30 protein-coding genes are annotated in these 21,604 nt (G+C 37.5%); 12 read left to right on the forward strand and 18 right to left on the reverse strand.

The window, feature by feature from the left end:
- Window positions 1–156: 156 nt before the first annotated feature.
- Together IWA51_RS00745 and rhuM (IWA51_RS12865) are read left to right on the forward strand one after the other, a co-directional pair.
- A complete protein-coding gene (locus IWA51_RS00745) occupies window positions 157–300 on the forward strand; it encodes a virulence RhuM family protein (protein WP_198442778.1) in 144 nt (47 codons plus the stop codon).
- 17 nt (window positions 301–317) lie between these two features.
- Window positions 318–575 (forward strand): RhuM family protein, encoded by a 258-nt coding sequence (rhuM, locus tag IWA51_RS12865; protein ID WP_408059021.1) that lies wholly within the window; start codon window positions 318–320, stop codon window positions 573–575.
- Here the strand turns inward: rhuM (IWA51_RS12865) and IWA51_RS00755 are convergent.
- The 6 genes from IWA51_RS00755 to IWA51_RS00780 form a co-directional block, all read right to left on the reverse strand.
- The gene (locus IWA51_RS00755) at window positions 567–818 is read right to left on the reverse strand and encodes a hypothetical protein (protein WP_198442779.1); all 252 of its coding nucleotides are present in this window, start codon (window positions 816–818) and stop codon (window positions 567–569) included. The genes rhuM (IWA51_RS12865) and IWA51_RS00755 overlap by 9 nt on opposite strands.
- 72 nt (window positions 819–890) lie before the next feature.
- The gene (locus IWA51_RS00760; RefSeq protein ID WP_198442780.1) at window positions 891–1,151 is read right to left on the reverse strand and encodes a hypothetical protein; all 261 of its coding nucleotides are present in this window, start codon (window positions 1,149–1,151) and stop codon (window positions 891–893) included.
- The gene (locus IWA51_RS00765; RefSeq protein WP_198442781.1) at window positions 1,148–2,344 is read right to left on the reverse strand and encodes an ImmA/IrrE family metallo-endopeptidase; all 1,197 of its coding nucleotides are present in this window, start codon (window positions 2,342–2,344) and stop codon (window positions 1,148–1,150) included. Before IWA51_RS00765 ends, IWA51_RS00760 begins: the two co-directional genes overlap by 4 nt.
- On the reverse strand, window positions 2,344–2,508 hold the full coding sequence (locus IWA51_RS12870; RefSeq protein ID WP_198443637.1) for a type II toxin-antitoxin system HigB family toxin: 165 nt from the start codon (window positions 2,506–2,508) through the stop codon (window positions 2,344–2,346). Before IWA51_RS12870 ends, IWA51_RS00765 begins: the two co-directional genes overlap by 1 nt.
- Before the next feature lie 23 nt (window positions 2,509–2,531).
- Window positions 2,532–3,143 (reverse strand): RhuM family protein, encoded by a 612-nt coding sequence (rhuM, locus tag IWA51_RS00775; RefSeq protein WP_230402676.1) that lies wholly within the window; start codon window positions 3,141–3,143, stop codon window positions 2,532–2,534.
- A gap of 2 nt (window positions 3,144–3,145) precedes the next feature.
- Window positions 3,146–3,706: a DUF5677 domain-containing protein gene (locus IWA51_RS00780; RefSeq protein WP_268969630.1), complete on the reverse strand. Its 561-nt coding sequence runs from the start codon at window positions 3,704–3,706 to the stop codon at window positions 3,146–3,148.
- Window positions 3,707–3,749: 43 nt separating this feature from the next.
- On the opposite strand from IWA51_RS00780, the gene IWA51_RS00785 reads away from it, so the two are divergent.
- Together IWA51_RS00785 and IWA51_RS00790 are read left to right on the forward strand one after the other, a co-directional pair.
- Window positions 3,750–4,064, forward strand: coding sequence for a transposase (locus IWA51_RS00785; RefSeq protein ID WP_198442301.1), 315 nt, complete (start codon window positions 3,750–3,752; stop codon window positions 4,062–4,064).
- A 50-nt stretch (window positions 4,065–4,114) separates the two neighbouring features.
- Entirely contained in the window at window positions 4,115–4,903 is a 789-nt protein-coding gene (locus tag IWA51_RS00790; protein ID WP_230402733.1) for an IS3 family transposase, read from the forward strand.
- An 11-nt stretch (window positions 4,904–4,914) separates the two neighbouring features.
- Here the strand turns inward: IWA51_RS00790 and IWA51_RS00795 are convergent, their stop codons facing one another.
- Both IWA51_RS00795 and IWA51_RS00800 read right to left on the reverse strand, forming a co-directional pair.
- On the reverse strand, window positions 4,915–5,151 hold the full coding sequence (locus tag IWA51_RS00795) for an HTH domain-containing protein (protein WP_198442784.1): 237 nt from the start codon (window positions 5,149–5,151) through the stop codon (window positions 4,915–4,917).
- Window positions 5,152–5,182: 31 nt separating this feature from the next.
- Window positions 5,183–5,818 (reverse strand): HNH endonuclease, encoded by a 636-nt coding sequence (locus tag IWA51_RS00800; RefSeq protein WP_198442785.1) that lies wholly within the window; start codon window positions 5,816–5,818, stop codon window positions 5,183–5,185.
- Between the two features lie 184 nt (window positions 5,819–6,002).
- Between IWA51_RS00800 and IWA51_RS00805 the strand changes: the two genes are divergently transcribed.
- Window positions 6,003–6,296, forward strand: a complete 294-nt coding sequence (locus tag IWA51_RS00805; RefSeq protein ID WP_198442786.1) for a FliG C-terminal domain-containing protein — start codon at window positions 6,003–6,005, stop codon at window positions 6,294–6,296.
- 114 nt (window positions 6,297–6,410) lie between these two features.
- Here the strand turns inward: IWA51_RS00805 and IWA51_RS00810 are convergent, their stop codons facing one another.
- Window positions 6,411–6,989 (reverse strand): hypothetical protein, encoded by a 579-nt coding sequence (locus tag IWA51_RS00810; RefSeq protein WP_198442787.1) that lies wholly within the window; start codon window positions 6,987–6,989, stop codon window positions 6,411–6,413.
- A 229-nt stretch (window positions 6,990–7,218) separates the two neighbouring features.
- On the opposite strand from IWA51_RS00810, the gene IWA51_RS00815 reads away from it, so the two are divergent.
- On the forward strand, window positions 7,219–7,584 hold the full coding sequence (locus tag IWA51_RS00815) for a hypothetical protein (protein WP_198442788.1): 366 nt from the start codon (window positions 7,219–7,221) through the stop codon (window positions 7,582–7,584).
- A gap of 224 nt (window positions 7,585–7,808) precedes the next feature.
- On the opposite strand, the gene IWA51_RS00820 is transcribed toward IWA51_RS00815, so the two are convergent.
- The 3 genes from IWA51_RS00820 to IWA51_RS00830 all read right to left on the reverse strand — a co-directional run bounded on the left by IWA51_RS00820 (window position 7,809) and on the right by IWA51_RS00830 (window position 12,947).
- Complete coding sequence (locus IWA51_RS00820; RefSeq protein ID WP_198442789.1) at window positions 7,809–10,850, reverse strand: AAA domain-containing protein; 3,042 nt, start codon at window positions 10,848–10,850, stop codon at window positions 7,809–7,811.
- 154 nt (window positions 10,851–11,004) lie between these two features.
- Window positions 11,005–11,556: a lipocalin family protein gene (locus IWA51_RS00825; protein ID WP_198442790.1), complete on the reverse strand. Its 552-nt coding sequence runs from the start codon at window positions 11,554–11,556 to the stop codon at window positions 11,005–11,007.
- A 164-nt stretch (window positions 11,557–11,720) separates the two neighbouring features.
- Window positions 11,721–12,947 carry an ATP-binding protein gene (locus tag IWA51_RS00830; protein ID WP_198442791.1) on the reverse strand — a complete coding sequence of 409 codons (1,227 nt, stop codon included), beginning with the start codon at window positions 12,945–12,947 and terminating at the stop codon, window positions 11,721–11,723.
- Window positions 12,948–13,263: 316 nt separating this feature from the next.
- Here IWA51_RS00830 and IWA51_RS00835 point away from each other — a divergent pair, with 316 nt between their 5' ends.
- Complete coding sequence (locus IWA51_RS00835) at window positions 13,264–14,616, forward strand: ATP-binding protein (RefSeq protein ID WP_013702130.1); 1,353 nt, start codon at window positions 13,264–13,266, stop codon at window positions 14,614–14,616.
- Window positions 14,617–14,696: 80 nt separating this feature from the next.
- Here IWA51_RS00835 and IWA51_RS12875 read toward each other — a convergent pair whose 3' ends face one another.
- From IWA51_RS12875 to IWA51_RS12590, 3 genes are all read right to left on the reverse strand, one after another.
- Window positions 14,697–14,945, reverse strand: a complete 249-nt coding sequence (locus tag IWA51_RS12875) for a helix-turn-helix transcriptional regulator (protein ID WP_198443639.1) — start codon at window positions 14,943–14,945, stop codon at window positions 14,697–14,699.
- Between the two features lie 82 nt (window positions 14,946–15,027).
- Window positions 15,028–16,029: an ATP-binding protein gene (locus tag IWA51_RS00845; RefSeq protein ID WP_230402677.1), complete on the reverse strand. Its 1,002-nt coding sequence runs from the start codon at window positions 16,027–16,029 to the stop codon at window positions 15,028–15,030.
- 99 nt (window positions 16,030–16,128) lie between these two features.
- Window positions 16,129–16,299, reverse strand: a complete 171-nt coding sequence (locus tag IWA51_RS12590; RefSeq protein ID WP_230402678.1) for an AlbA family DNA-binding domain-containing protein — start codon at window positions 16,297–16,299, stop codon at window positions 16,129–16,131.
- 240 nt (window positions 16,300–16,539) lie between these two features.
- Between IWA51_RS12590 and IWA51_RS00850 the strand changes: the two genes are divergently transcribed.
- Both IWA51_RS00850 and IWA51_RS00855 read left to right on the forward strand, forming a co-directional pair.
- Window positions 16,540–17,133, forward strand: a complete 594-nt coding sequence (locus IWA51_RS00850) for a TetR/AcrR family transcriptional regulator (RefSeq protein ID WP_198442792.1) — start codon at window positions 16,540–16,542, stop codon at window positions 17,131–17,133.
- 16 nt (window positions 17,134–17,149) lie between these two features.
- Complete coding sequence (locus tag IWA51_RS00855; RefSeq protein WP_198442793.1) at window positions 17,150–17,860, forward strand: DUF2271 domain-containing protein; 711 nt, start codon at window positions 17,150–17,152, stop codon at window positions 17,858–17,860.
- Between the two features lie 73 nt (window positions 17,861–17,933).
- Here IWA51_RS00855 and IWA51_RS00860 read toward each other — a convergent pair whose 3' ends face one another.
- Window positions 17,934–18,386, reverse strand: a complete 453-nt coding sequence (locus IWA51_RS00860; RefSeq protein WP_178752308.1) for a very short patch repair endonuclease — start codon at window positions 18,384–18,386, stop codon at window positions 17,934–17,936.
- A gap of 12 nt (window positions 18,387–18,398) precedes the next feature.
- Window positions 18,399–19,529 (reverse strand): SLC13 family permease, encoded by a 1,131-nt coding sequence (locus IWA51_RS00865; RefSeq protein WP_198442794.1) that lies wholly within the window; start codon window positions 19,527–19,529, stop codon window positions 18,399–18,401.
- A gap of 255 nt (window positions 19,530–19,784) precedes the next feature.
- On the opposite strand from IWA51_RS00865, the gene IWA51_RS00870 reads away from it, so the two are divergent.
- Both IWA51_RS00870 and IWA51_RS00875 read left to right on the forward strand, forming a co-directional pair.
- Window positions 19,785–20,087, forward strand: a complete 303-nt coding sequence (locus IWA51_RS00870) for a type II toxin-antitoxin system RelB/DinJ family antitoxin (RefSeq protein WP_198442795.1) — start codon at window positions 19,785–19,787, stop codon at window positions 20,085–20,087.
- A complete protein-coding gene (locus IWA51_RS00875; RefSeq protein WP_178752317.1) occupies window positions 20,084–20,365 on the forward strand; it encodes a type II toxin-antitoxin system YafQ family toxin in 282 nt (93 codons plus the stop codon). Before IWA51_RS00870 ends, IWA51_RS00875 begins: the two co-directional genes overlap by 4 nt.
- Window positions 20,366–20,719: 354 nt before the next feature.
- On the opposite strand, the gene IWA51_RS00880 is transcribed toward IWA51_RS00875, so the two are convergent.
- On the reverse strand, window positions 20,720–21,142 hold the full coding sequence (locus IWA51_RS00880; protein ID WP_198442796.1) for a hypothetical protein: 423 nt from the start codon (window positions 21,140–21,142) through the stop codon (window positions 20,720–20,722).
- A 178-nt stretch (window positions 21,143–21,320) separates the two neighbouring features.
- Here IWA51_RS00880 and IWA51_RS00885 point away from each other — a divergent pair, with 178 nt between their 5' ends.
- Complete coding sequence (locus tag IWA51_RS00885; RefSeq protein WP_198442797.1) at window positions 21,321–21,488, forward strand: hypothetical protein; 168 nt, start codon at window positions 21,321–21,323, stop codon at window positions 21,486–21,488.
- The last annotated feature ends 116 nt before the right edge of the window (window positions 21,489–21,604 follow it).

The raw sequence follows: 21,604 nt of genomic DNA on the forward strand, positions 1-21,604 counted from the left end.
TTGCGGGCGGCGCTTGAGCCCGCAGAAGGGGTAGCGGACAAGCCAACAAAGCGGAGAGAACCGGCGCTGCTTGCAGGGGCGATTCGTGGAGCGACTTGGCTTGGGAGCGAGGGGAAGACTTTCCCCTCCTACTTATAAAAAATCGGAGGTACAACAATGCCAGCAGATAATAAAAGTGAAATCGTGATTTTTAAGACAGCGGACGAAAAGATTTCTGTTGATGTTCGTTTTGAAGGCGAAACGGTCTGGCTTACTCAGGCTCAGCTGGTGGATTTGTATGGTTCGAGTAAGGCAATGTAAGTGAACATATAAAGCATATTTTTGAAGAAGAAGAGCTTGAAGAAGATTCAGTTGTTCGGAATTTCCGAACAACTGCGGCAGATGGAAAGTCGTATCAGACAAAATATTACAACCTCGATATGATTATTTCTCTTGGTTACAGAATAAAATCCAAGATTGCTACGCAGTTCCGTCAGTGGGCAACAAAGCGGCTGAATGAATACATCCGAAAAGGTTTTACGATGGTAAGAAGATATTTCAAATGGAACAGTTATTTGTGGTCGCTGTTATTTTAAGAATCTTTTTATTGCAAATTCCTGAGCATCTAGTAAATTAAATTTATATTTGTTCTTTTCTTTTGAAAATTCTTCTTCAGCTTTAAGATTCCGTTCTTTATCATTATTCGTACCAGATAAATAATAATCTATTTTCGTATCTGTTTGCATTCTTAGATATTCAAGGTATATATAAAACTGATGAGAAACATCGTGTCCAAGAATATATTCATTTTGGCTTATAAACAATTTACTTTCATTCATTTTTAATTCATACAACTTGTATTGCTCTGAAAAGCTAGACTGATATTGAAATGAATATTTATCAAAAGACTTTTACTCAAGAGTATAAACAAACGCATCACTACATATTTCAGAGGATAACATTTCGACTTCATCTATCTTTTTCCAAATGTCATTCGTTGCATTAATAAATCTTGAAACTGAAAGTTCTGCAATTTTATTTTTAGTTTTTGCATTTTCAAGATTTATATTTATAATAAAAGCTGCTAACAAAATAAAGATTCCGATAATGCATTTATCTAAAATAATTTGCAAAGTTTTTGATTCATCAAATAATTTTAAAATTTTTTTCATTTAAACATCTTCCTTACAACCCCGTTTCCAATTAAATTATTGAAAACGGTATATTTCTTGTTCTCAAAACGGAGACGGCCGGCAGGAATTGCGGGGCTGATATGCTGTTCTTCTGCAAAATTCCTTATTGCAATTGGAGTGGAAGAAATTGTCAGGCCCGAAGTTTTCCAGATATTCATAGGTATTAACATTTCTTTTGCGTATGTGTCGGCTTCTCTTTCAATTGTTTTGCTCATTTCATTTGTAATATCATCAAAGTAGGCGGCATTGTTTTTTGACAGATGTTTTTTTACATGTGCAAGTTCGTGGAAAAGTGTAAACCAGAAAGAGTCGAGGCGGTCATAGCGTAAGGTTAGAGCAATTAAGGGGCTACCATCTGGCATAAGCATTGAAGAACCATCAAGGTGTGATTTTTCAAGATGTTCTTCTATAATAAAATGGATGCCTACTTTATTTAACAATTCTTTTGCAAGCTTTGGACCTTGGTCAAAAACACTGAGCATTGCAAGGTGTGAAAAGAATTGTTCTGAAAGAACATCTTTATTCCACTTTGGAAGTTTTTCTGCGGCTGCAAGATTCATAACTCTTATTCGCCAGGCCATGAGAATATCATCCAGATTTTCAGATTCTTTATTTTCTGACTTTCTGTTATAACAAAGAGCAACATCCTGAATATTGAAGTTTCCAATAAATTTAATTATCAGTTCTTCCTTTAATTCTTTTGCCTGAGACAGAGTTCCGTCAAAGAAGTTTGTAAACCAACCGCGTTTATACATTTCTGTAAATGGAAAGTTTATTCCATGTTCCATGATAGAAGAGTCTGGTAATTCTTTTCCAGATTCCTGAATAAGAACTTCTGCGGGAATTCCTAATCCTTCGTGAAGTTTTCGAATCATATTAAGGCTAAGAGCTCTTTTTCCGGATAATACTTCTGAAACTTTTGATTTACTTCCAATGTAGGGAATTAAATCTTTGCTTTTAAGGCCCTGTTGTTCCATGCGGAATTTGATTGCGGCAACAGGACTTGGAAGATCCATTGGATATTTTTCATCTTCGTAAATTTCTACAAGCTTTGTAAGGAGTTCCAGTTCGTCACCTGCTGGAGTTCCTGGTTCTGCTTCAAAAATTTCATCAATACGTTTGAGGATTTTTTCATAATCATCTTTTGTCTTTATAAGTTTAATATCGGCCATTAAATTTCCTCCACGTTTATACTGTCGTACTCTTTATGAGTTCCAACAAATCTAATGTATATGATTTTGAATTTGTAATTGATTTTGAATTTGTAATTGATTTTGACAACCAGCCTGTATTTATTTCCACAGATATTAAATACAACTCGGCTACCCTTTAAGATACTGGCAGAACGGTGTTATTATTTCAACAGATAGGGTTCATTTTATAAACTGTGGAGATGTCCTGCCGATTCACCGCATAATGAAGCTTGTTCTGAACCATCTTAAAGAAAGCAATTGATTCTGACGATTTAGGATTATAGTCCACGCTAGTCGCGTACAAGTCCAGAACCTGGCGATACATCACTTTTTCAGAAGAACGGATATCTCGGATACGGGCTAAAAGCTCTTTCCAATAATCACCGCCGCCAGCCTGCTTGAGCCGCTCATCGTCCATCGTAAAGCCTTTGCGGATGTATTCATTAAGCCGCTTAGTCGCCCACTGGCGGAATTGAGTACCTCTTAACGACTTTACTCTATAACCTACAGAGATAATTACATCAAGATTGTAGTAATTAGTCGGCTTAGTAGAAAAATCGGAAATTCCGATTTTTCTCACAGAGCTTTCTTTGTCAAGCTCTCCTTCCTCAAAAATATTCAAGATATGTTCATTTATTGTTGAGCGGGACCTTTCAAACAAGGAGGCCATGTCATCTATTGTAAGCCAAACAGTTTCGCCCTCAAATCGGACATCAATAGAAACAGTATTATCAGAGGTCTTGAAAATTATGATTTCGCTTTTGTTTTCTTTGGACATTATCATAAATCTCCTTTTAGATTTTTATCTAGTTTTTCAAAATCCTGATATAAAAATAACAGGATATTCCGCATAATAACTGCATCTTTTGCAGGCAGTTTACTTTCTCGTAGATAATCATTTATCTCAGATTCGATAAAGTGCATGGCCGCTTGAAAGAATATTTTTATCTGAGATAAATCTGGTCTCGTCGATACTGAAAAGGCCGAAGAATGAACATAACTACTAGAATACTTGTATAGAACGGTGAATGAATTTTCCAAATTACATTCTTTTGCCAAAGTTCCAATTTTTCTGTCTTTTTTATTTGGAATTTTGCTTTTTGTCCAACCATAATTTTCTGCAAACTCTGAACCATATTTATTCAAATATTCATCGTGTATTTTATCCCATTCTGGTGTGCTGTTTCCAACAAGTTGAGTAAGATGATAGCTTAGAAATTGCAGATGATCTTTATAAACAGGAACTAAATCTGGATTCTGAACGAGATACTGTCCAATTACAAAACTTTCATATAGCGAACTAAAATGAGTGTGTAAAACGACACAGAAAAAGGAGCAGATTTAAGGTGCAAACAGCCGATAAATTAAGCAAGGCGGTTAGCACATGGTAAAGAAACGACAGTCATTCAGCAAGGATTTCAAGGCAAAAGTTACACTTGAAGCATTACGAGAAGAATCTACGATTCAGGAAATTGCAGTAAAGTACGGCGTCCATCCGAATCAGATTTCCCAATGGAAAGCGCAGGCGATTGCCGGAATGGCTGACATTTTTGAACGGCCGAACAAGAAGTCAGAAGAAACGAGAAAGCAGGAAGAGGAAAAAGACAGTCTTCTGAAAACAATCGGTGAACAGAAAGTCGAAATTGATTTTCTAAAAAAAAAGTACAAGCAGATATACGGCTACGATCCAATCTTGTAGAACCTGCTTACAAGGTTTTAAGCATTTCAAGGCAGTGCAGGCTGCTTGGGATTTCACGGAGCCGGTATTATTACGAACCGGGTCCAGGGCATGATGAAAAAGATTTCAATCTGCTTGTGAAAATCAAGGAAGTCCAGATTGAGCATCCGTATTACGGCTACCGCAGAATCTGGAGAGAGATAAACAAAAACGGCGGAGACACTACAGAAACAACTGTACGCCGTGTAATGCGAAGATTCGGGATTACGGCGGTATTTCCGGGCAAGAATCTTTCCAAGGCCTGTAAATATCACAAGAAGTATCCGTATCTTCTGAAAAACAAGGTAATCAGATATCCGAATCAGGTATGGTCAACGGATATCACTTACATAAAGCTGCCGACAGGGAATGTTTACCTGATGGCAATAATCGACTGGTTCTCGAGGAAGGTCTTGAGCTGGCGCGTATTCAACACGATGGATGCGATGCAGTATGCAAATCTTCTGAGGGAAACAATCGAAGAATACGGCTGTCCTGCAATCTTCAACACAGACCAGGGAAGCCAGTTTACATCTGATGTTTTTATCAAAGTTCTTGTCGATTACGACATCCAGATCAGCATGGACGGAAAAGACCGGGCTTTGGACAACATCAGAATTGAGCGTCTTTGGAGAAGCCTCAAGTACGAGGACATCTACCTTAAACGCTATGAGACAATGAAAGACTTGAAGGCCGGCATAAATGCCTACTTCAACTTCTACAACACAGCGAGGTTTCATCAGTCTCTGGATTACAACGTGCCTGATGAAATGTATAAATGCTTCCAGTACAATGAACTGGAAAGAAAACGGGCTGCATAAATTTTTACACCTTAAACCTGTAAAATTTTTGTGTTGACTAAATAGCGCATTTTACTCGCAATCAGGCGGAAATGCGGTTCAGCGTAGTAATAGCCTTTTCTGTTGCGGTCGTATGATATTTCCGCACCGAAATCGTTTCTTAGAGTTTCTATTGCCCGCAGAACCGTAGCCTCCGAACATTCGAATTTTTGCATCAGAAAAGCGACGTTCGGATATTTTTCCGCTGCAATCAGTTCGTCAATCTGCAAAGCCCTGCGGTAATTGGAAAGTGAAAGCCGTCTATTGCCCAATTTGTGAAACCTTTTCGTATGAATTGTCATCGCCTTTTACAGGTAATCCATGTACTTTTAAATGTTGGTCTTTTTCCAGTAAAATCAGATTTTCCGGGCGGCAATCATATCCGTTGTTGTTGATATGGTGAACATGCATTCCCTCTTTGTAATTTTGTAAAAAGGCTGCTGCGACAAAACGATAAACACAGATTGTAGAATCAAATTTATATTCAGCTGGTCTTGTATAATCTTTCATTACAAGGTAGCCGCCATATTCTTTTCCCAATTTGTCACCTTGCTTCATTATTATTCCATAATGTTTTATTCTTCCAAAATTGCTTGCTGAATATTCTGCTTCTCCGTCTTTTTCTTTTTTATATAATGGGACTGGTTTCCAAATTTCTTTAGTTTTTATGTTATCTCCATAAACTTCCTTTAATAATTCGTCCGGAATTTTTTCTTTATCACAATTAAATATTTGCTCGAATTTTTCTTTTATTGATTTACGTTCTTCGATTGGAGCTTTTGTTGTATACTCATTAGCTGTAACTCTAAGTTCTCTGAGCGTAAATGTTTTTCCATCAAATCCTATTACTTTCTCATCAAGTCCTTCATCTAATTGTGGATAATTTGATTTTTCCATCTTTTCACCTCACTGTAGTTTCAGTATACATCATCACACTGTCATATAATGCAAGTCTGAAAAATATATCACGAAAAATATTTTTTTCGAAAAAAATTAGACTGTCATTATTTGCAAGTCCGCTGTGCTATCATAGTTTTAAAGCTGAATAAAAATCTTTCGTGAAACAAAACTGGAGGCGGACATGAAAAATGCGATGACTTTTGACGACATTTATCTTTTAAAGGACAGTGCCGTTAAGCTTGTTCTAAAGAAAATCGATGTTATGGATCTGGAATATGCCTTGATGGAAGCGACTGCGGAAGTCAAGGATGCGTTTTTCCGCAATATGTCAAAATGTGCGGAGCAGATGATAACGGAAGATATGCAGTACAACACTGATGTTTCCTGCAAGGATTCTTTTGAAGCGCAGCAGAAAATTCTTGATACGATATTCGGACTTGAAAAATCTGGAAAAATCAGGCTTCCAGAAAAATAATACAGTATTCTTTATCAGAGAATTTTTGCGCATGATTCGTGCGAAATCTACAGCTTCACGCTTATTTATTGCGACTCGTTTTCCGCACAAAAATTGTCTTCGCTGAAAACGAAACTATAAAAATTCCAGAGAACCGTCGATTATTCCTGAAGTATTGCGGGCTGCAATCCTTATCTTCCGGGATTCAAAAAATTCTGAAATCTGATTTATCTTTTTGTCATTTGCAAAATCACAGAAAGTCAGGACAACCTGAAAATCCTTTAAAAAGGAATATTGCTCTAAAAGTCCGCTCAAAATCTGGAGGTCAATAATCGCTGGAACTGCAAGAAAACATTTTGCGGCAAACACGGGTTTTGAAAAGAAATCGTATACAGATTTTTGCTTGCCAAGGTTTCCGCTTGTGTCTACAAGATAAGTTTTGTCCGGGCTGTAGCTGTAATCTTCTGGAGCTTTGCTGATTTCAGTCTTGCATGGAACGGACATCATGCGGCAGATTTTCCGGCACATTTCACCGGCACAGATATTGAAGTCGTTGAAGGAAAGCACTTCGCAGGGCGGTTCAATTCTCTTATCGTTGCCGAATCGCTTTTCTTCCAGAATTTTCTGACGAAGGAATTTGAACAGCACGTTCGATTTTCCGCTTCCGGGAATTCCAATGAACATATAAGTTCTGGTTTTGTTGTCTTGTTTCATAAGCATATAATAATGCATGAGACTTGCATATAGTGAAGGTTTGGGAACATCGAAGTTCTTACAGAAAAATTATTCTGCAGAACTGGTAAAGATGTCATGGAGAAACTATAATATTATTATAGAACAATCAAAAATGAATCTCAAATCAGAAGCCTTTCTAAAACGACGCTGATAAAATTATATAGTAATCAAAATAAAAGGTTGGAAAAATGATTTTGGAGAAGAAATTATGAAGGAACTTTTTGGAAAAATAATTGATAAAACTGGATCTCTAACTAATAATCCTCATCTAGTTTTTAATTTTTTTGAGATTTTTTACTTATTGGATATTGTTTCTGTAATTGTATTTAAAGAAGACATTTTTAGTTTTGCAGAAAAAGATTTTGAACTTATATTTAAGGTTGAGTATTTTCTATTTGCCTTTATTTTTCTGATGTCTTTTTTTGCCTTGCATTTTATTTCTGTTATGACTAGATTATTTTTTAAAAAGTTATTTGATAATTTGGCAGATATAATAGATGATTTTGTTTATAAAACTAAAAAGAAGCTTTTACACTCTATCTTGCTTTTAGAAAACTTTTGCAAGAAAAAATGATAAAAGCATTTTATATAAAAAAATATGTGAACAAAAAAGAAAATCTAAGGATTTATCAAAGCAATTAAACTTTAATTTTCTTTTGGGATTTATATTTTTTATTCATCTAGCAGTATGTAAAGCTCCGATTTCAGGTTATATTTCAAATTTTGTCTCCAATATTAAAGCGGATAATCCAAACTGTTATTGGATTTTTATGATTTTGACTTTTTTCACATCATATCTTATTTTCCATCTTCCAAAAATTCTGTCAGAATTTCCTTTACAAAGCAATATCGTCTTGCATAACTGTTATCAATGTGCAACAAATCAAAGCCGTGGTTTTTGCAAATCTGTTTTTTCTTTTCATCTCTTGCGATTACATTCGGATTGTTGTGATGTTCTGGACCGTCAAGTTCTATTGCCAGAACTGCATCTTTTCTGTTTCTGAAGCCTTTTTTATAAATTACAAAATCCAGGCTTCCTTTGTAAAAAAAATCACTGTCGCTTGGATTTTTTTCAAATAGGTGCGAAAGCTGAACTTCCCGTTCTACCGAAAATTTTCCGTCCGATTCTAGCAGTGTTGAAATTGCGTGGTTTAATGTTGTCAGGAAGGTATTTTCAGTTTCCGTGCTATAAGGTTTTATTCCAAGTGCTCTGGAAGAAGATACTCTTGGTGTTATTTTATATTCGCCGTTCTTTTTTACATATTCTGCCAGTTCGTATAAATCATCGCTATCATCATTTTTGTGAAGTCTTTTTAGTTCTTCGGTGTTCGAAAAAATTATAAATTTATCCTTAGCCCTTGAAACTGCAACGTTTAAAAGTTCCCGATTATTTTTAAGCCAATCGTAAGTTTTTGAATATGTATGGCTTGTAAGCGCAAGTGAAAACAAAATCTCATCTTTTTCATCACCCTGAAATGCGTGGACTGTTCCGCAACTTGCCTTGTTTTCAAGATGGTTTTCCTTCAATTTATAATCGATTAAATCTTTTTGATTTTTAAACGGAGTGATGATTCCAATTTTCTTATCCAGATGATTTTTTACATACTGCACAATTTTTTCAGCTTCATCCAGAGAGGTGTTTTTATCGGCAGAATAGTTTTCACGAACTTCACAGAAGACGAGTGGCTTTTCCTTTGTAATTTCAGATTTTATATTCAGCTGATTGTTATAATATTTTTTATTGCTGAATTCAATGATTTCCTTTGCACATCTATAATGATTATGTAAAAGAATTTCCTGGCTTACAGAATCGCTGGCAAGATATGCTTTGTAAATTGAATTTTTGATGTAATCATAATTTTCATTCACCTTGTATTTGGCTTTCAGCTCTTCGTTAATATTTTTATCCAGTGTAATTACAGGATTCAGCTGCTGAGGATCTCCCACAAGCATAAGATTTTTTCCGCGGATAATCGGAACTAGCGAAACTGCCGTATTGCATTGGCTTGCTTCATCAATGATTGTCATGTCAAAGTAAGTTTGCGGCTCGCCAATCTTCTGCGTTGAAATGCAAGTTGAACAAAAAACGGGAAATACTTTTTGCATTTTAAAAATATTTTCAGATACAGAAAAGTATTTGTTAAATTCTGTAGATTGCTTTTCTTTATTTTTAATATTCAAAATCTCAATAAAATCTTTGTATTCGTCTTCAAAAAGCCGTTTTAAGAATTTCACCGAGGTAAAATTTATAAACTGCATCAGTTTTTCGTGGTCAAAATCCAAAAGGCTGAGAGCGTCTTCATCGCTGATGTTTCCGATTTCTTCAAGGCGTTTCTTGATTTTGGAATATTGCTGGCCTTCAAGATTCATCCGAAGATTCATATTTTCGCTTTTTGAAAGCATTTCTTCAATTAATTCTCTTCGTTCAGCCAAGTCAAGCTGTTCTTCGTGTTTCTGCAAAAGTTCTGTAAGTTTTTTAGTCCGTTCAATTTGGCTCTCTTTGTTTTGTTGTAAAACTGTATCAAAAGATTTTAGAGACTTTATTTGTGAAAGCAATTTTTTAATGTAGAGGCAGGTTTCTTGAATCCGATCGTTACTGCCAATTCGCAAAATGGGGAAGGGAATTCTGTAATTCTTATATTTTAAGTTTGTTAACTTTTCAAAAACACCGTCAATCGGATGGTTGTTGTATGAAGAAAAAAGAACGGTTTTTGAATTAAAAAATGCCGTGATAATCGTGCTAATTATGGTTGTAGTTTTTCCTGTTCCGGGCGGCCCCTGAATATATGCAACCGGAAAATTCATTGCAGTGTGAATTGCAAGCAGCTGGTCAAGATTTACATTTTTGTTTATCAAAGCAAGAGGATAAACTTTGTCATTCTGTTTTATTGAACGAAGTTCGCCAAAAAATGCTTGAATCGGAACTGTAACATTATTTTGGGAATACATATTTATGATTGATTCATATTCTTTTTCAAGGTCGATATTTAAATCCCGCTGCAAGCAAAGAAAATAAGGCCTGTCATCAACTGCACAATCTTTTTTGTTTTTGATGTTTTGCATTACGATATCTTTTATTGTTTCTGCATTCTCTTCAAAATTCTCAAGCAAGGATAAGTCTTCGTTATCGATAAAATTTAAAATGCTCAGTTTTTTACTGTTTTTGTCAGCGCTTTTTTCCATGCAGAATTCCGAGCAAATTTTGATTTTATTTCCTGCAATTAAAATTTTTCGTTCAACATCAAATCGCACTTCCCGGTAAGCCAAAACATAAAGTCCTTTTTGAGTGTGAATGCTCAACTCGTTTAGGGCAATTTGAATTGTGCTGTTAATATTTTTTTCTTCTTTTGTTTCTGCGGATTTTTTAAAACTGTTTACGAACATTTTAAATTGCTCGTCATCTAAATTGTAAATCCTGTTTTTCAGTTTTGAAGAATCAAGCCGATTTATAAGCTCGTATTTTGTGTTGAGTTTTGGAAGATCTGCAAGTTTGTTGCAGTCAGAAAGATAATTCAGAGTTTTTAAGTTTACAATTTCAGAAAAAATCTCTTTATATTTCTGCGGATAAAGGTCAATGTCTTCTATTAAATCTTTGTTTGTTTTAAAATAAGTTCCCTCTATTATTCGAGTACGGAGAATTTTTTCAATAAATATAAAAAGATTTTTTGTTGTAAAGTCGCCAAGATGAAGCCCTGTTGCCTCAAGACTTTTCTTTTCCAGATTTATATTTCTAACTGCAATCCAATATTTTGTGCATTCTTCACTTTTGTTTTTGTATTCAATATAAATCCAGCATCCCTCATGAATAGAACGGAAAATATCTTTACAAATAGAGTCCATAAAGCAATTCTAAAACTATAATGTATTTTTGTGAATATTCTTTATAAACGACTGTATGTTTATTAGAATCCGAAAAGATATTAGAAATTTTTTCTGCTAATAACCTAGCCCCTTTTTTCCGGCACAACCAAAACTTTCAGTCATGCCAGATTTTTTATTCCTGCTCTGTCCAGACAAAACCGTTCAAATCGTAGCCTGCGTTCTGGGCAGTCTGAATGTAGCGTTCCTTGACGTCATCTGGAATCGTCTTTGTGCGGCTCAAAATCCACAGAAGTTTTTTGTTTGCTCCTGCGACAAGCGCGTAGTTGTATTCGGAATCAAGCGCAATGATTTTGTAGTCGCTGTAAAACGGCCAAAAGAACGAGACTTTCAGGCTTCCGGAATTTTGGTTCCCGGCGAATTTCGCCTTTCCCACGGACTGTTTCTGCTCTTTGCTGACATAATCATAGCCAGAATTTACAACCTTGACAGTGCCGTTTTTGTTCAGCGAGTAGTCGGCCGTAACGTTTTTCAGATTTTTTTCCCACTTGAAGTCAAACCTGCCGATCTCGTACCATTTTCCAAGATACCGCTCGAGCTCAAAATTCCGCACAGGCTCAAGGTTTGCATTGCTTTTTTCGGAGACTGACTGGGCTGAAAGGCTTGCAATGCAGCTCAAAACGGCGGCCAAAGAAAAAATCTTCCTGATTCTGCTTCCTTTTTTCATGTGAACCTCCTGTAAAAATTGCATACAACCTACAAAGAAAATAATCATAAAAGAGGCGGAAAGCAAGAAAACAGATGAGAAGTTCAGCCATTTTTGACTGTTTTGTCAAAAATTTATGCAATTTGAGCATCCGGATTCTTACCGTTTTCCGCCCGCAACTCCTTTTACCCCTCCAAAATCCACTCCCTTATATTCTTCCTTACGATTCCGTTTTCGTTTGAGGGCGGAAGATCGTCCATTGTAAGAATGAGTTTTGGAAAGTTGTCGCCTAGTGCCAGAAGCGATTTTAGCGGGCGGAGTTCCCTTTCTTTTGTCTCTTCCGAGCCGATTAGGTATGCGACCTGAACGTATAGTTTTTCGCCGTTTTTTTCCGCCGCAAAGTCAATCTCCATGTCGCCGATTTTTCCGATAAAGACTTTGTAGCCGCGCCGAAGAAGCTCGATGAACACGATGTTTTCAAGAATTCCGTTTATGTAGGTGTCCTTGTAGCCGTGCAGGAATGTCAGCAGCCCCTGGTCGGCAAGGTAATATTTTTCCATCGTCTCAAGGATTTTCTTGCCGCGCACGTCATACCGCGGAACTTTGTGCAGGACCAGCGCGTTCTCAAGATATTTTATGTCGTTGTAGATTGTCTCCACGGAAAGCGGGCGGCCGCCGGACTTCATGAAGTCGGAAATTCGTTTTGTGGAAAAAATGTTCCCTGTGTTGTCGGCGATGTACAGAATGATTTTTTCAAGAACCGCAGTGTCGCGGATTCTGTTGCGGGCAATCACGTCTTTCAGAAGAACAGTTGAATAGATTCCTTCCAGATACGAGCGGATTTGGACAGGGTTTTCCATCATGTCCTTCAGTCCCGGAAATCCTCCGAATTCAATGAATTTTCTGAACGCCGCCGCAGAGTCGTTTTCGGAATTGAAGTACAAAAATTCCCTGTAGGAAAGCGGCCAGACGTGAATCAGAACATAGCGACCGCTCAGGTAAGTCGCCAGTTCGGAGGAAAGAAGATTTGCGTTCGAGCCTGTTATGTAGATATCCGCGTCAATCGTGGCGGAAGAGTAGAGCGAGTTCACAAGCTTTTCCCAGCCGCTGACTTCCTGAACTTCATCCAGAAAAAGATAGAGTTTTTTTCCGCCGGCCGCCTCGCTTTTTGATTTTATAAAGTCGTAGAGCTTTTTTGTGTCCAGTAATTCCGCGTTCTCAAAATCTTCCATATTTAATAGAAGAATCTGGTTTTCCGCCGCGCCTTTTTCCATAATCTTCCGTGAAAGAAGCTCAAGCATGAACGACTTTCCCGACCGCCGTATTCCCTGAAGCACTTTTATGACGGACTTGTCCTTGTAAAGAGAAATTATTTCGTCGATTCCGAATCTGTCCAGCGCAATCTGTTTCATTTGTTTCCAGTATAACCGAAAAAGTTCTAAAATTCAAGAAAAGTTTCAGGTATAGTGGAAAGTTTTTACAAAAGGAGTTGAAGTTCGCAGTTCGAAGTTTTAGATTTTACCTCCCGAATTCTTGCGGTTTGAGAGGCGTTTATCTAAGTCGCTTTTCTTCCAATAAAGCCAGATGGAATAAAGCTTGCCCGCGGGCATCAAGTGTTTTTGGTTCTGCATATTTTTTTCATACCTTTAAAAAGGTGTAATTTTTGATTGTTAATAATCTTAAAATGGTGTATGATTTAATAAAAATTAAAGTCAAAAAGGTGTAAATATGTATCGAAAGGCATATAAAACTCTCTTAAAATGGAAGGATGAAGAAAAAGGAAAATGTGCCATCATGATTGAAGGCGCTCGCCGTGTTGGAAAAAGCTTTCTTGCGCAGGAATTTGCAAAAAATGAATATGAATCATATATCCTCATAGATTTTTTTTCTGCTCCTGATGAAATCAAAGAACTATTTGAAAAATACCTTTCTGATTTAGACACTCTTTTTATGCACCTTTCTGCCTATTATTCTGTAAAACTGCACGAACGCAACACGCTCTTTATTTTTGATGAGGTTCAGTTTTTTCCAAGAGCCAGAGCCGCAATTAAATATCTTGTTGCTGATGGGCGCTATGATTTTATAGAAACAGGCTCCCTTCTTTCCATTAAAAAAAATACACAGGACATTTTAATTCCATCGGAAGAACATCATTTACAGTTAAATCCCATGGATTTTGAGGAGTTTTTGCTTGCTTTAGGAAATGACACGTTGATTCCTGTTGTAAAAAATTGCTTTGAAAAGAAAATTCCTATGGGGCAGGCTTTGCATAGAAAGGCTATGGATTTATTCAGGCTTTATCTTATAGTCGGCGGAATGCCGCAAGCTGTAAAAGAATATTGTGAATCAAAAAATTTTGAAAAGGTAGATATGATAAAGCGGGAAATTCTGGAGCTGTATCGTAACGATATTCAAAAGCACGCAAAAGGCTCGGAATTAAAAGCGGAATCTATTTTTGATGAAATTCCTTCTCAGCTTTCTAAGCACGAAAAAAAATTTAAGCTGGCTTCCTTAAAAAAAGATGCAAAAATGCGCAATTATGATGACGCGTTTATGTGGCTTAAAGATTCTAGAATCGTAAACATTTGCTACAATGCTGATGAGCCTAATATCGCATTAAAAATGAATATGAGCCGCACCACATTAAAATGCTACATGGCAGATACTGGACTTTTAATTAGCCACGCGTTTGACGAAAATGGTCTTGTCGCTGAAGAAATTTATAAAAAACTGCTTTTTGGAAAGCTTGAAGTAAACGAAGGAATGATTTTTGAAAACATTGTTTCCCAGATGCTTACAGCAAGCGGACACAAACTCTACTTTTATTCAAAGTCTGACAATGAAGATTCTGCTTCCCGCATGGAAATTGATTTTCTTATTACAAAAAATAAGGTTACTTCGCGTCACAACATTCAGGGAATCGAAGTAAAATCCTCAAAGCGTTATACAATTTCTTCGCTTAACAAGTTTAGGAAAAAATTCGCAGAATATACCGATAAATGTTTTGTCATTCACACCTCAGATTTTAAGGAAGAAAACGGCATAATTTATTTACCAGTTTATATGGCAATGTTTTTGTAAAAAATTGATTTTTCACCTCGGAATTTCAAGCCTAATTTCCATTTCCGTTTCCTTGCCTCCAGTCGTGTTTATTCCTCATTTCACTCACCGAACTTTTTAATCAGTTCTTCGTGGTTCTTGCAGCCTGTTTTCTGGTAAATTTTGGAAAGGTAATTTTCCAGCGAGCGTTCGACAATATTCAGTTCTTTTGTAATCTGGCTGCGGCTTTTTCGTTCTATCAGTTTTTTGAAAACTGTCTGCTCCTGGCGTGTCAGGCCGTCAAAAACACTTTTATATGTAAAAAGCGGGGCTACAAGAGTCTGCTGTACGTAAGTGTCGCCGGCAAGAATTCATCATTCATAATAAGGAAAATGTAGCTGAAAATAATCATAAAACAAGCGTAAAATTTTACGTAGCGTATTGCTCATTTTTCTAGTTTTTGCAGTATTTTGTTCCGCGGCCGTTTCCTTGAATTGTGATGTAATTTTTTGATTCAAGAGATTTTAGCAGTTCTGTCAGTTTTGATTTTCCGAATGGAACTGAAGCTGAAATGCCGCTAATCTGCCGAGGAATATTTTTGCTTAGAACGGCAAGCACAGTTTTCTCATCTTTCGTTAAATCCATAACATCAGTTACAGGGAGCGTAACTTTTATAGAATTTTCAAAGATTTCAAACCGTGGTTTTTTTGCTGAATTCCTGTACGCCTCGTTGATTCTCGGAATTCCTGTTCCAAGAATCTCAACAATATGAAGCCTGTAAAAAACGTTTCCGATAATCGGATTACGTAAGATTGAAACATTTCCTTTTAGATATTCCTCTTCAGAAATGCCTGAAGAAAGTCCGCCCGGAGATGTTATTTCAATTCTGTCGTCAAACATTAGAATCCGGATTTGCGCATTCACATCCCAAGTTCTGTGAATCAGTGCATTTGCCAAAGTCTCGCGGAATGCATTTTCCGGAATACGCTCGATTTTTTTTCGCTCAATTCCGTTGATTTCTTCATATTGATAAAAATCTTTGTAAACGTTCACAGCCTCTGAAAGTTCTTTCAGAATTGACTCGTGCTCAAAAGTCGCTCTTTTTTGAATGACACTGATGGACTCTCCGAATTTTGCGATGTCAATTCCGGGGAAATCGTTGGAGTCAGAAAGCAATTCCGCCGCGTGATTAAATCCGTCAGAGTCAGAAAAAAGGTTCAGGGTTTTTAAGATGTTTTTGTCCAGTCTGTCTATTCCGATTTTTTGAATCAATTTTTCTTCAAGAACAGAAAATTTAAGATTTTGATTTTCACTTGAAAGCTGTTCGAATCTTATATTTTTTCCCTGCAATACCAGACGAGAAAATTCAAGCTCGTCAACTTCGATGGTGGTTGTGTCGTTTCTCTTGTATGCCTTTGATTTGTATGTGTATGGCTTGCTTTTTCCTGCATTCACTTTCAGCTCAACGGTTTTATTTTGCCCGTCAATTTTAAGAGAATAATCTGGCTGCGGATGTATGGAATCGTTTATTTTATTTTCAATATCAAGACAAGTCTATTTGGGATTTCCAAGACCGACAGGGATTCCGCAGTCATTCACACCGAATAGAATAATTCCGCCGTCATAATTAGAAAAGGCACTTACAGTTTTTAGAAATGTGTTGGTTAAATCTTCTTTAAATTCTAAAGTTCTATTTTCTCGGATTCGGTTTGATTCATCATTCATAATAAGGAAAATGTAATTGAAAACAAGTGTATTTTCAAGCGTAAAATTTTACGGCTGATTTACGATTGGAATTTGCCGGGATGCAGAACTCAATCTGATTCTGTGCTGAAACTTTTTATGCCATGTCGTTATTAAAAGTTTTATCACCAAACGCTTAAGCGTGCCGATAAAAAAAACTATTGATTATTTTATATAACATTGTTAAGTTATCTGTGTTACATTATAAAAGGCGGAAGAATTATGAGAAATGCGAATCCTGAGCTGGTTTCTTCCATAAAAAAGCGGACACTTGAGCTTTTAATGGAAAAAGAACCTGAGGAAATCGGAATGAGGGAAATTGCCAAAAAGTGCGGCGTTTCAGCCACGGCAATTTATCATTATTATAGGGACAAGGACTGCCTTTTTCAGTCGATTTCGCTGGACTGTCTGAACCAGATAAATTCGGTTATTGAAGCCGCCGCGGAAAAAGCCGCTTCTTCAAAGGAAAAGGTTCTTGCCGCAATCAGGGCGTTTCGCAACTGGAGTCTTAAAAATCCGCGGGTTGCCTCTCTTGTGATGGAAAAAATAAAATCCGCGGTGAATCTTCCGCCGGAAGAAACTGAAAAATTTTATGTCTGCAACCGCACTGGAGAAAAACTTCTTGAGCTTTGTATTGCAGAAGGAGTGGCGCGTTCTGAAAATCCCCGGCTGGATGTCGGTGTTCTTGTATTCGGACTTTGGGGCTGTCTTCAGTCCGTGATTTCGCGCAAGTCGGAGGTTGAATACTGGGAAAATTCCGAGCCGTTTACAGAACGTTTTATCAGTATGTGGGCGGAAAATATTTTTGTAAATTAGAAAACAAGAGAAAACTATGATTCTAAAATCAATCATCAAGAAAATTTTTGTAGCGGCTTTTGCGCTTCTGGTTTTTCAGCAGGTTTGGGCGGAAGAGAATTCTGAAAATCGGACTGCAAAGGTTAGGGTGCTTGTAACTCCGGGCGGCGAATGGAAGGGAAAATTTCCGCCGCAGTTTGCGCTGTGGATTCAGGATTCGGACGGAAACTTCAGCCGGACAATTTTTGCCACAAAAAGTGCCTCGAAGAAAAAATGGATTTTCGCGCCCAAAGGCGGCCGCCCGGAATCGCTTCCTGTGTGGTATCATTCCTGCGAAAATTTCTACGTTCCGGAATCAAAGAATGAGATGGATGCGTTAAGCTCGGCTACTCCAAAAGGCAGCTTTGATGTTTCTCGGAAAATTCAGCTTAAGGAAGGAAAAAAATATTTTGTTTTTGCGGAAGTGAACAAAAGCTTTGACTACAACGAATTCTATCCAAAAGACGCCGGAAAGAATTCCGCGGAATATTCCGGAGTGAACGGTCAGCCTTCCGCAGTTTACCGCGCCGAAATCAGCCTTGAAAATCATGAGGCGAAACTGGAGCTTATTGGAACAGGCTCGCTCGACGGAAAAAGCGGTTTTATTGAAGCCAAGACGGAAACTCTTACAACCGCAAAAAATCTTGTGGAAAAAATTGTCGTGAGCCTTGAAGTTTCCAAAAAAACGCTGCATTCAAGGCTTCCTTGACAGTATTTTTACGCGATAAACGTCCAAAAAAGAAACGGATGGCTCACATTTGCTTTGGACAAAAATAAAAACTTTAAAATTCCCTGTAGTTTTCTGTTAAATCTTCTTCAAGCCACAGGGAAATTTCTTCCGTCACTTTTGAAAGTTTTTGCTCCTTTTGTTTTCCTGTTATTGAACATTCCCAGACAACAGCGACTCTGTAGCAGTTGTCAAGATAGGCTGAAATCACTTTTTTGTCGCGCGCAATATTCCTTTCAATTTTATTTTTCCAGAATTCAACATTTGTTTTTGGCAACCTGAAAAGCCGGCAGTTCTTGTGTCCGTGCCAGAAACATCCGTGTATAAAAATAACTGCGTTGTAATGCGGAAGAAAAATGTCCGGCGTTCCCAAATACCGCTTGTCGTTTTTTCTAAATCTGAATCCGGCTTTGTGGAGCGCGCTTCTTAAAAAGACTTCGGGCTTTGTGTCCTTGCTGTGGATTTTTGCCATGTTCAGGCTTCTTTGCTCTGCGTTCAATGTGTCCATTTTTTCTTTCCGTCAATCTTTTAAAATCGCTTTCATTGCGCAGAGGGCGGCTAGAAAAATAATGTTCATCAGCGTAAAGACTGCGAGGAATTTTCCGGTGCCGCCTTTTTCCTGCGTGTAGAGTTTTAGGCTTATAAGGCTTGCAAGAGATGCCACCGGTGTTCCAAGGCCACCGATGTCTACGCCAAGCAGAAGCTCCTTTGTGTTCTGCGCGAACGGATGAAGCAAAAGTGTTGCGGGAACGTTGCTTATCAACTGGCTGAACGCAAGGCCTGCGGTAAATTCGTTTCCTCCGGTTATCCGTTTTAGAAAAGTGTTCACACTTTCCAGCCTCGCGATGTTTCCTGTGAAAATGAAGAACGCCGTGAATGTCAGAAGCAGCATAAAATCGATATTGCAGAAAATTTTCCGGTCGGAAACAAGAACGCAAAGCGCGACAAGGACTGCCGCCACCCATTTTGGAACTACGTCCGCAACTGAAAGCAGGCACAATATAAAAAGGGCAGTGTACAGAATATTTTTTCCTGTGCAACTAGTGCTTTCAGCTTTGGCTTCCTGCTGTTCAATCTGCGTTTTTTCATTTTTTATTATCAGGGTTGAAAAAATCAGAAGCACAAAAGAAAGCGATGTGTACGGAAAAAGAATTTTCATAAACTGGACTGTGCCGAGCGGCATTTTTGAAAACAAAAATATATTCTGCGGATTTCCAATCGGCGTAATCATGCTTCCAAGGTTCGCCGCAAGAGTCTGAAGAACGACGGTATATAATAGAAGAAAACCGCTCGTTCCTGAAAGAAGGACAATCGCGAACGGAACAAATGTAAGGAGCGCCACGTCGTTTGTAATAATCATGCTTGTGAAAAAACAAAGCATAACAAGCGTAAGGCAAAGTCCGCGCTGACTGTGAACTTTGCGGCAGACGGTTTTTCCAAGAGCGTCGAAAAGTCCTGTCCTCCGCCAGCCTGAAACTACAGCCATCAGCGAAAAAAGAGTCAGAAGCGTCCCAAAGTCGATGTACGAAATATATTTTGCATCCGGCTTTACAAAAAACATTGAAACGAGCGCGAATAAAAATGTGATGCAAAAGATAATTTCCTTTTTGCACCAGATGAATGTTTTATGAAAGATTTTTCCTGCCGACATTTTTTTACCTTCTCTGGTTCTGAAGATTTGAGAGATTAGTTGCAATTGTATCACAAATCGCAGTTTTGTGTTGAAAACGCCGCGGGATTATGACAGGAAATGACACGGGAGATTGTAGTGTCGGAGCACGGCAATGGCAAAATTATGAAATTTCAAATTTTGCACCGAATTTCCTTGCATTTATAACAGTAATATCTTATATTATATATATAAAATATTTTTATATTAGTAAACTACAATATATTGAGGACAAAAATGGCGGCAATAACTGTAAATGTGGAACAGAGCGACAAGGACACTTTCAATTCAATCTGCGCAAAAATGGGAATGAACATTTCCACCGCAATCAATATTTTCATCAAGGCGGTGAACCGCACGCGGACGATTCCTTTTAAAATCAGGGCGGAAGAGGAATACAACGACGAAACACTTGCGGCCTGCAAGGAGGCGCTGGACATAAGCAAGGGAAAAATCAAGGCGAAAAGGTATGATTCTGTAAAGGAAATGATGAATGACATGCTTGCTGTAGCAGAGAATGAGCCAGAGTACAAACCATGACATATAGACTGATTTATACATCATCGTTCAAAAAAGATGTTCGTCTTGCAGAAAAGAGACATCTTGACATGAATGCTCTTACAGAAGTTTTGGAATGGCTGAAAAGCGGCAAAAAGCTCCCCGAAAAATACTGCGATCACCAGCTGAAAGGGAAACTGAAGAAATTCCGGGAGCTGCACATTCAGCCGGACTGGATTCTGGTCTACATAAAGAACAAGACGGAACTGATTCTTACGCTTTCACGCACCGGAACTCATGCTGATTTATTGAGGCTGTAGAAAAAACAAGCGTTGCTTTTATTCCACTTCAAACCCATAAGCAAAACTAAAAGAAGCCTCACTCATTATTGAAAGAAGCCTCTACTTTTATGATATCCTGTAAATCTACTTAGTTCATATCAATATTTTTCAGTTGTTCAATATACTGAAATACTTTTTTGTCACTCTTTGATTTTTTATACCAGTCAATACCTATCATGCACGCGGTATAAGATAAAGCATTAAGATGTCGTTTTACATGATAAAAAACGATAATTTTGCACAGTGCAAAAACACGCCGAGTTTATGTAAAATCCTCGGCGTATTTTTATGGTTTTACGGCGCGTTTTTTGTGAATTCTCGGCGTGTTTTTGACTAAAACTCGGCGAGAATTTTTTTGGCAGTATTCTTATACCAGGGAAGTGTTGCGGGACATTTTTTTATAATTTGTTGTGCTTCGTCTTTTGCTTCTTTTTTGCATTTTATTTCGACTATAATAAAGGGCAAGTTCCGTCCGGCATTTGAAAAAAGTTCCTGATAAAGATCATTATTTTTTGCAAGCTTCATGGCTTTTGTATAATAATCAGCTCCTCTGGTTGCATCATTTTTTACGCGAAAAAGATAAAGTCCGTATGTTGCTGTGCTGAACGGGTCGCATCCGATATTAGAAATAAAGAGATTGAATAGTTTTTCTGGAATTTTTTCAGCTCGTTCATTGTTACCAAAAGCTTCGTTGCAAATTGCAATGTTGTTCCATGCTTCTGCCGAAAATTCAGGATTATTTACCAGGTTCTGCAATATTTCAATACAGTCAGAAAACTTTTGTTTAAGATAAAAAGACTTTGCCTTTAAAAGAAGTGCACGCGGATAAAATGAATTTTTTTTGCTTGAAGGTATTGCTATATAAGGATATGATGAATTACTTAAAAAGCTTGAGCCGACTGCAATTCTAAGTCTTAGAAAACCTTACAAAGAAATGGGTGCAAACATAGTTTCTATCCCCTATTCAAGAACAACAAAAGTTCAGTCTGATAAAAACATTACAGAAAATCTTGGACGATATATTTTTACAAATATTGAACAGCCTTTTCTGCCTTTTGAAAACTTTATCAGTTATGTTAATTCACAAAAGGAGATACTCTGATGGGTGAAAGAGGAAACCTTTACAGCAGGTAATAGTGTTGCATATACATATCAAACAGTACGAAAAATCAGTGGTTCATTAGGCGATATAAAAGTTTTACATCGGAAATGAAAAAG

The sequence above is a fragment of the Treponema peruense genome, from assembly GCF_016117655.1.
Lineage (GTDB): Bacteria > Spirochaetota > Spirochaetia > Treponematales > Treponemataceae > Treponema_D > Treponema_D peruense.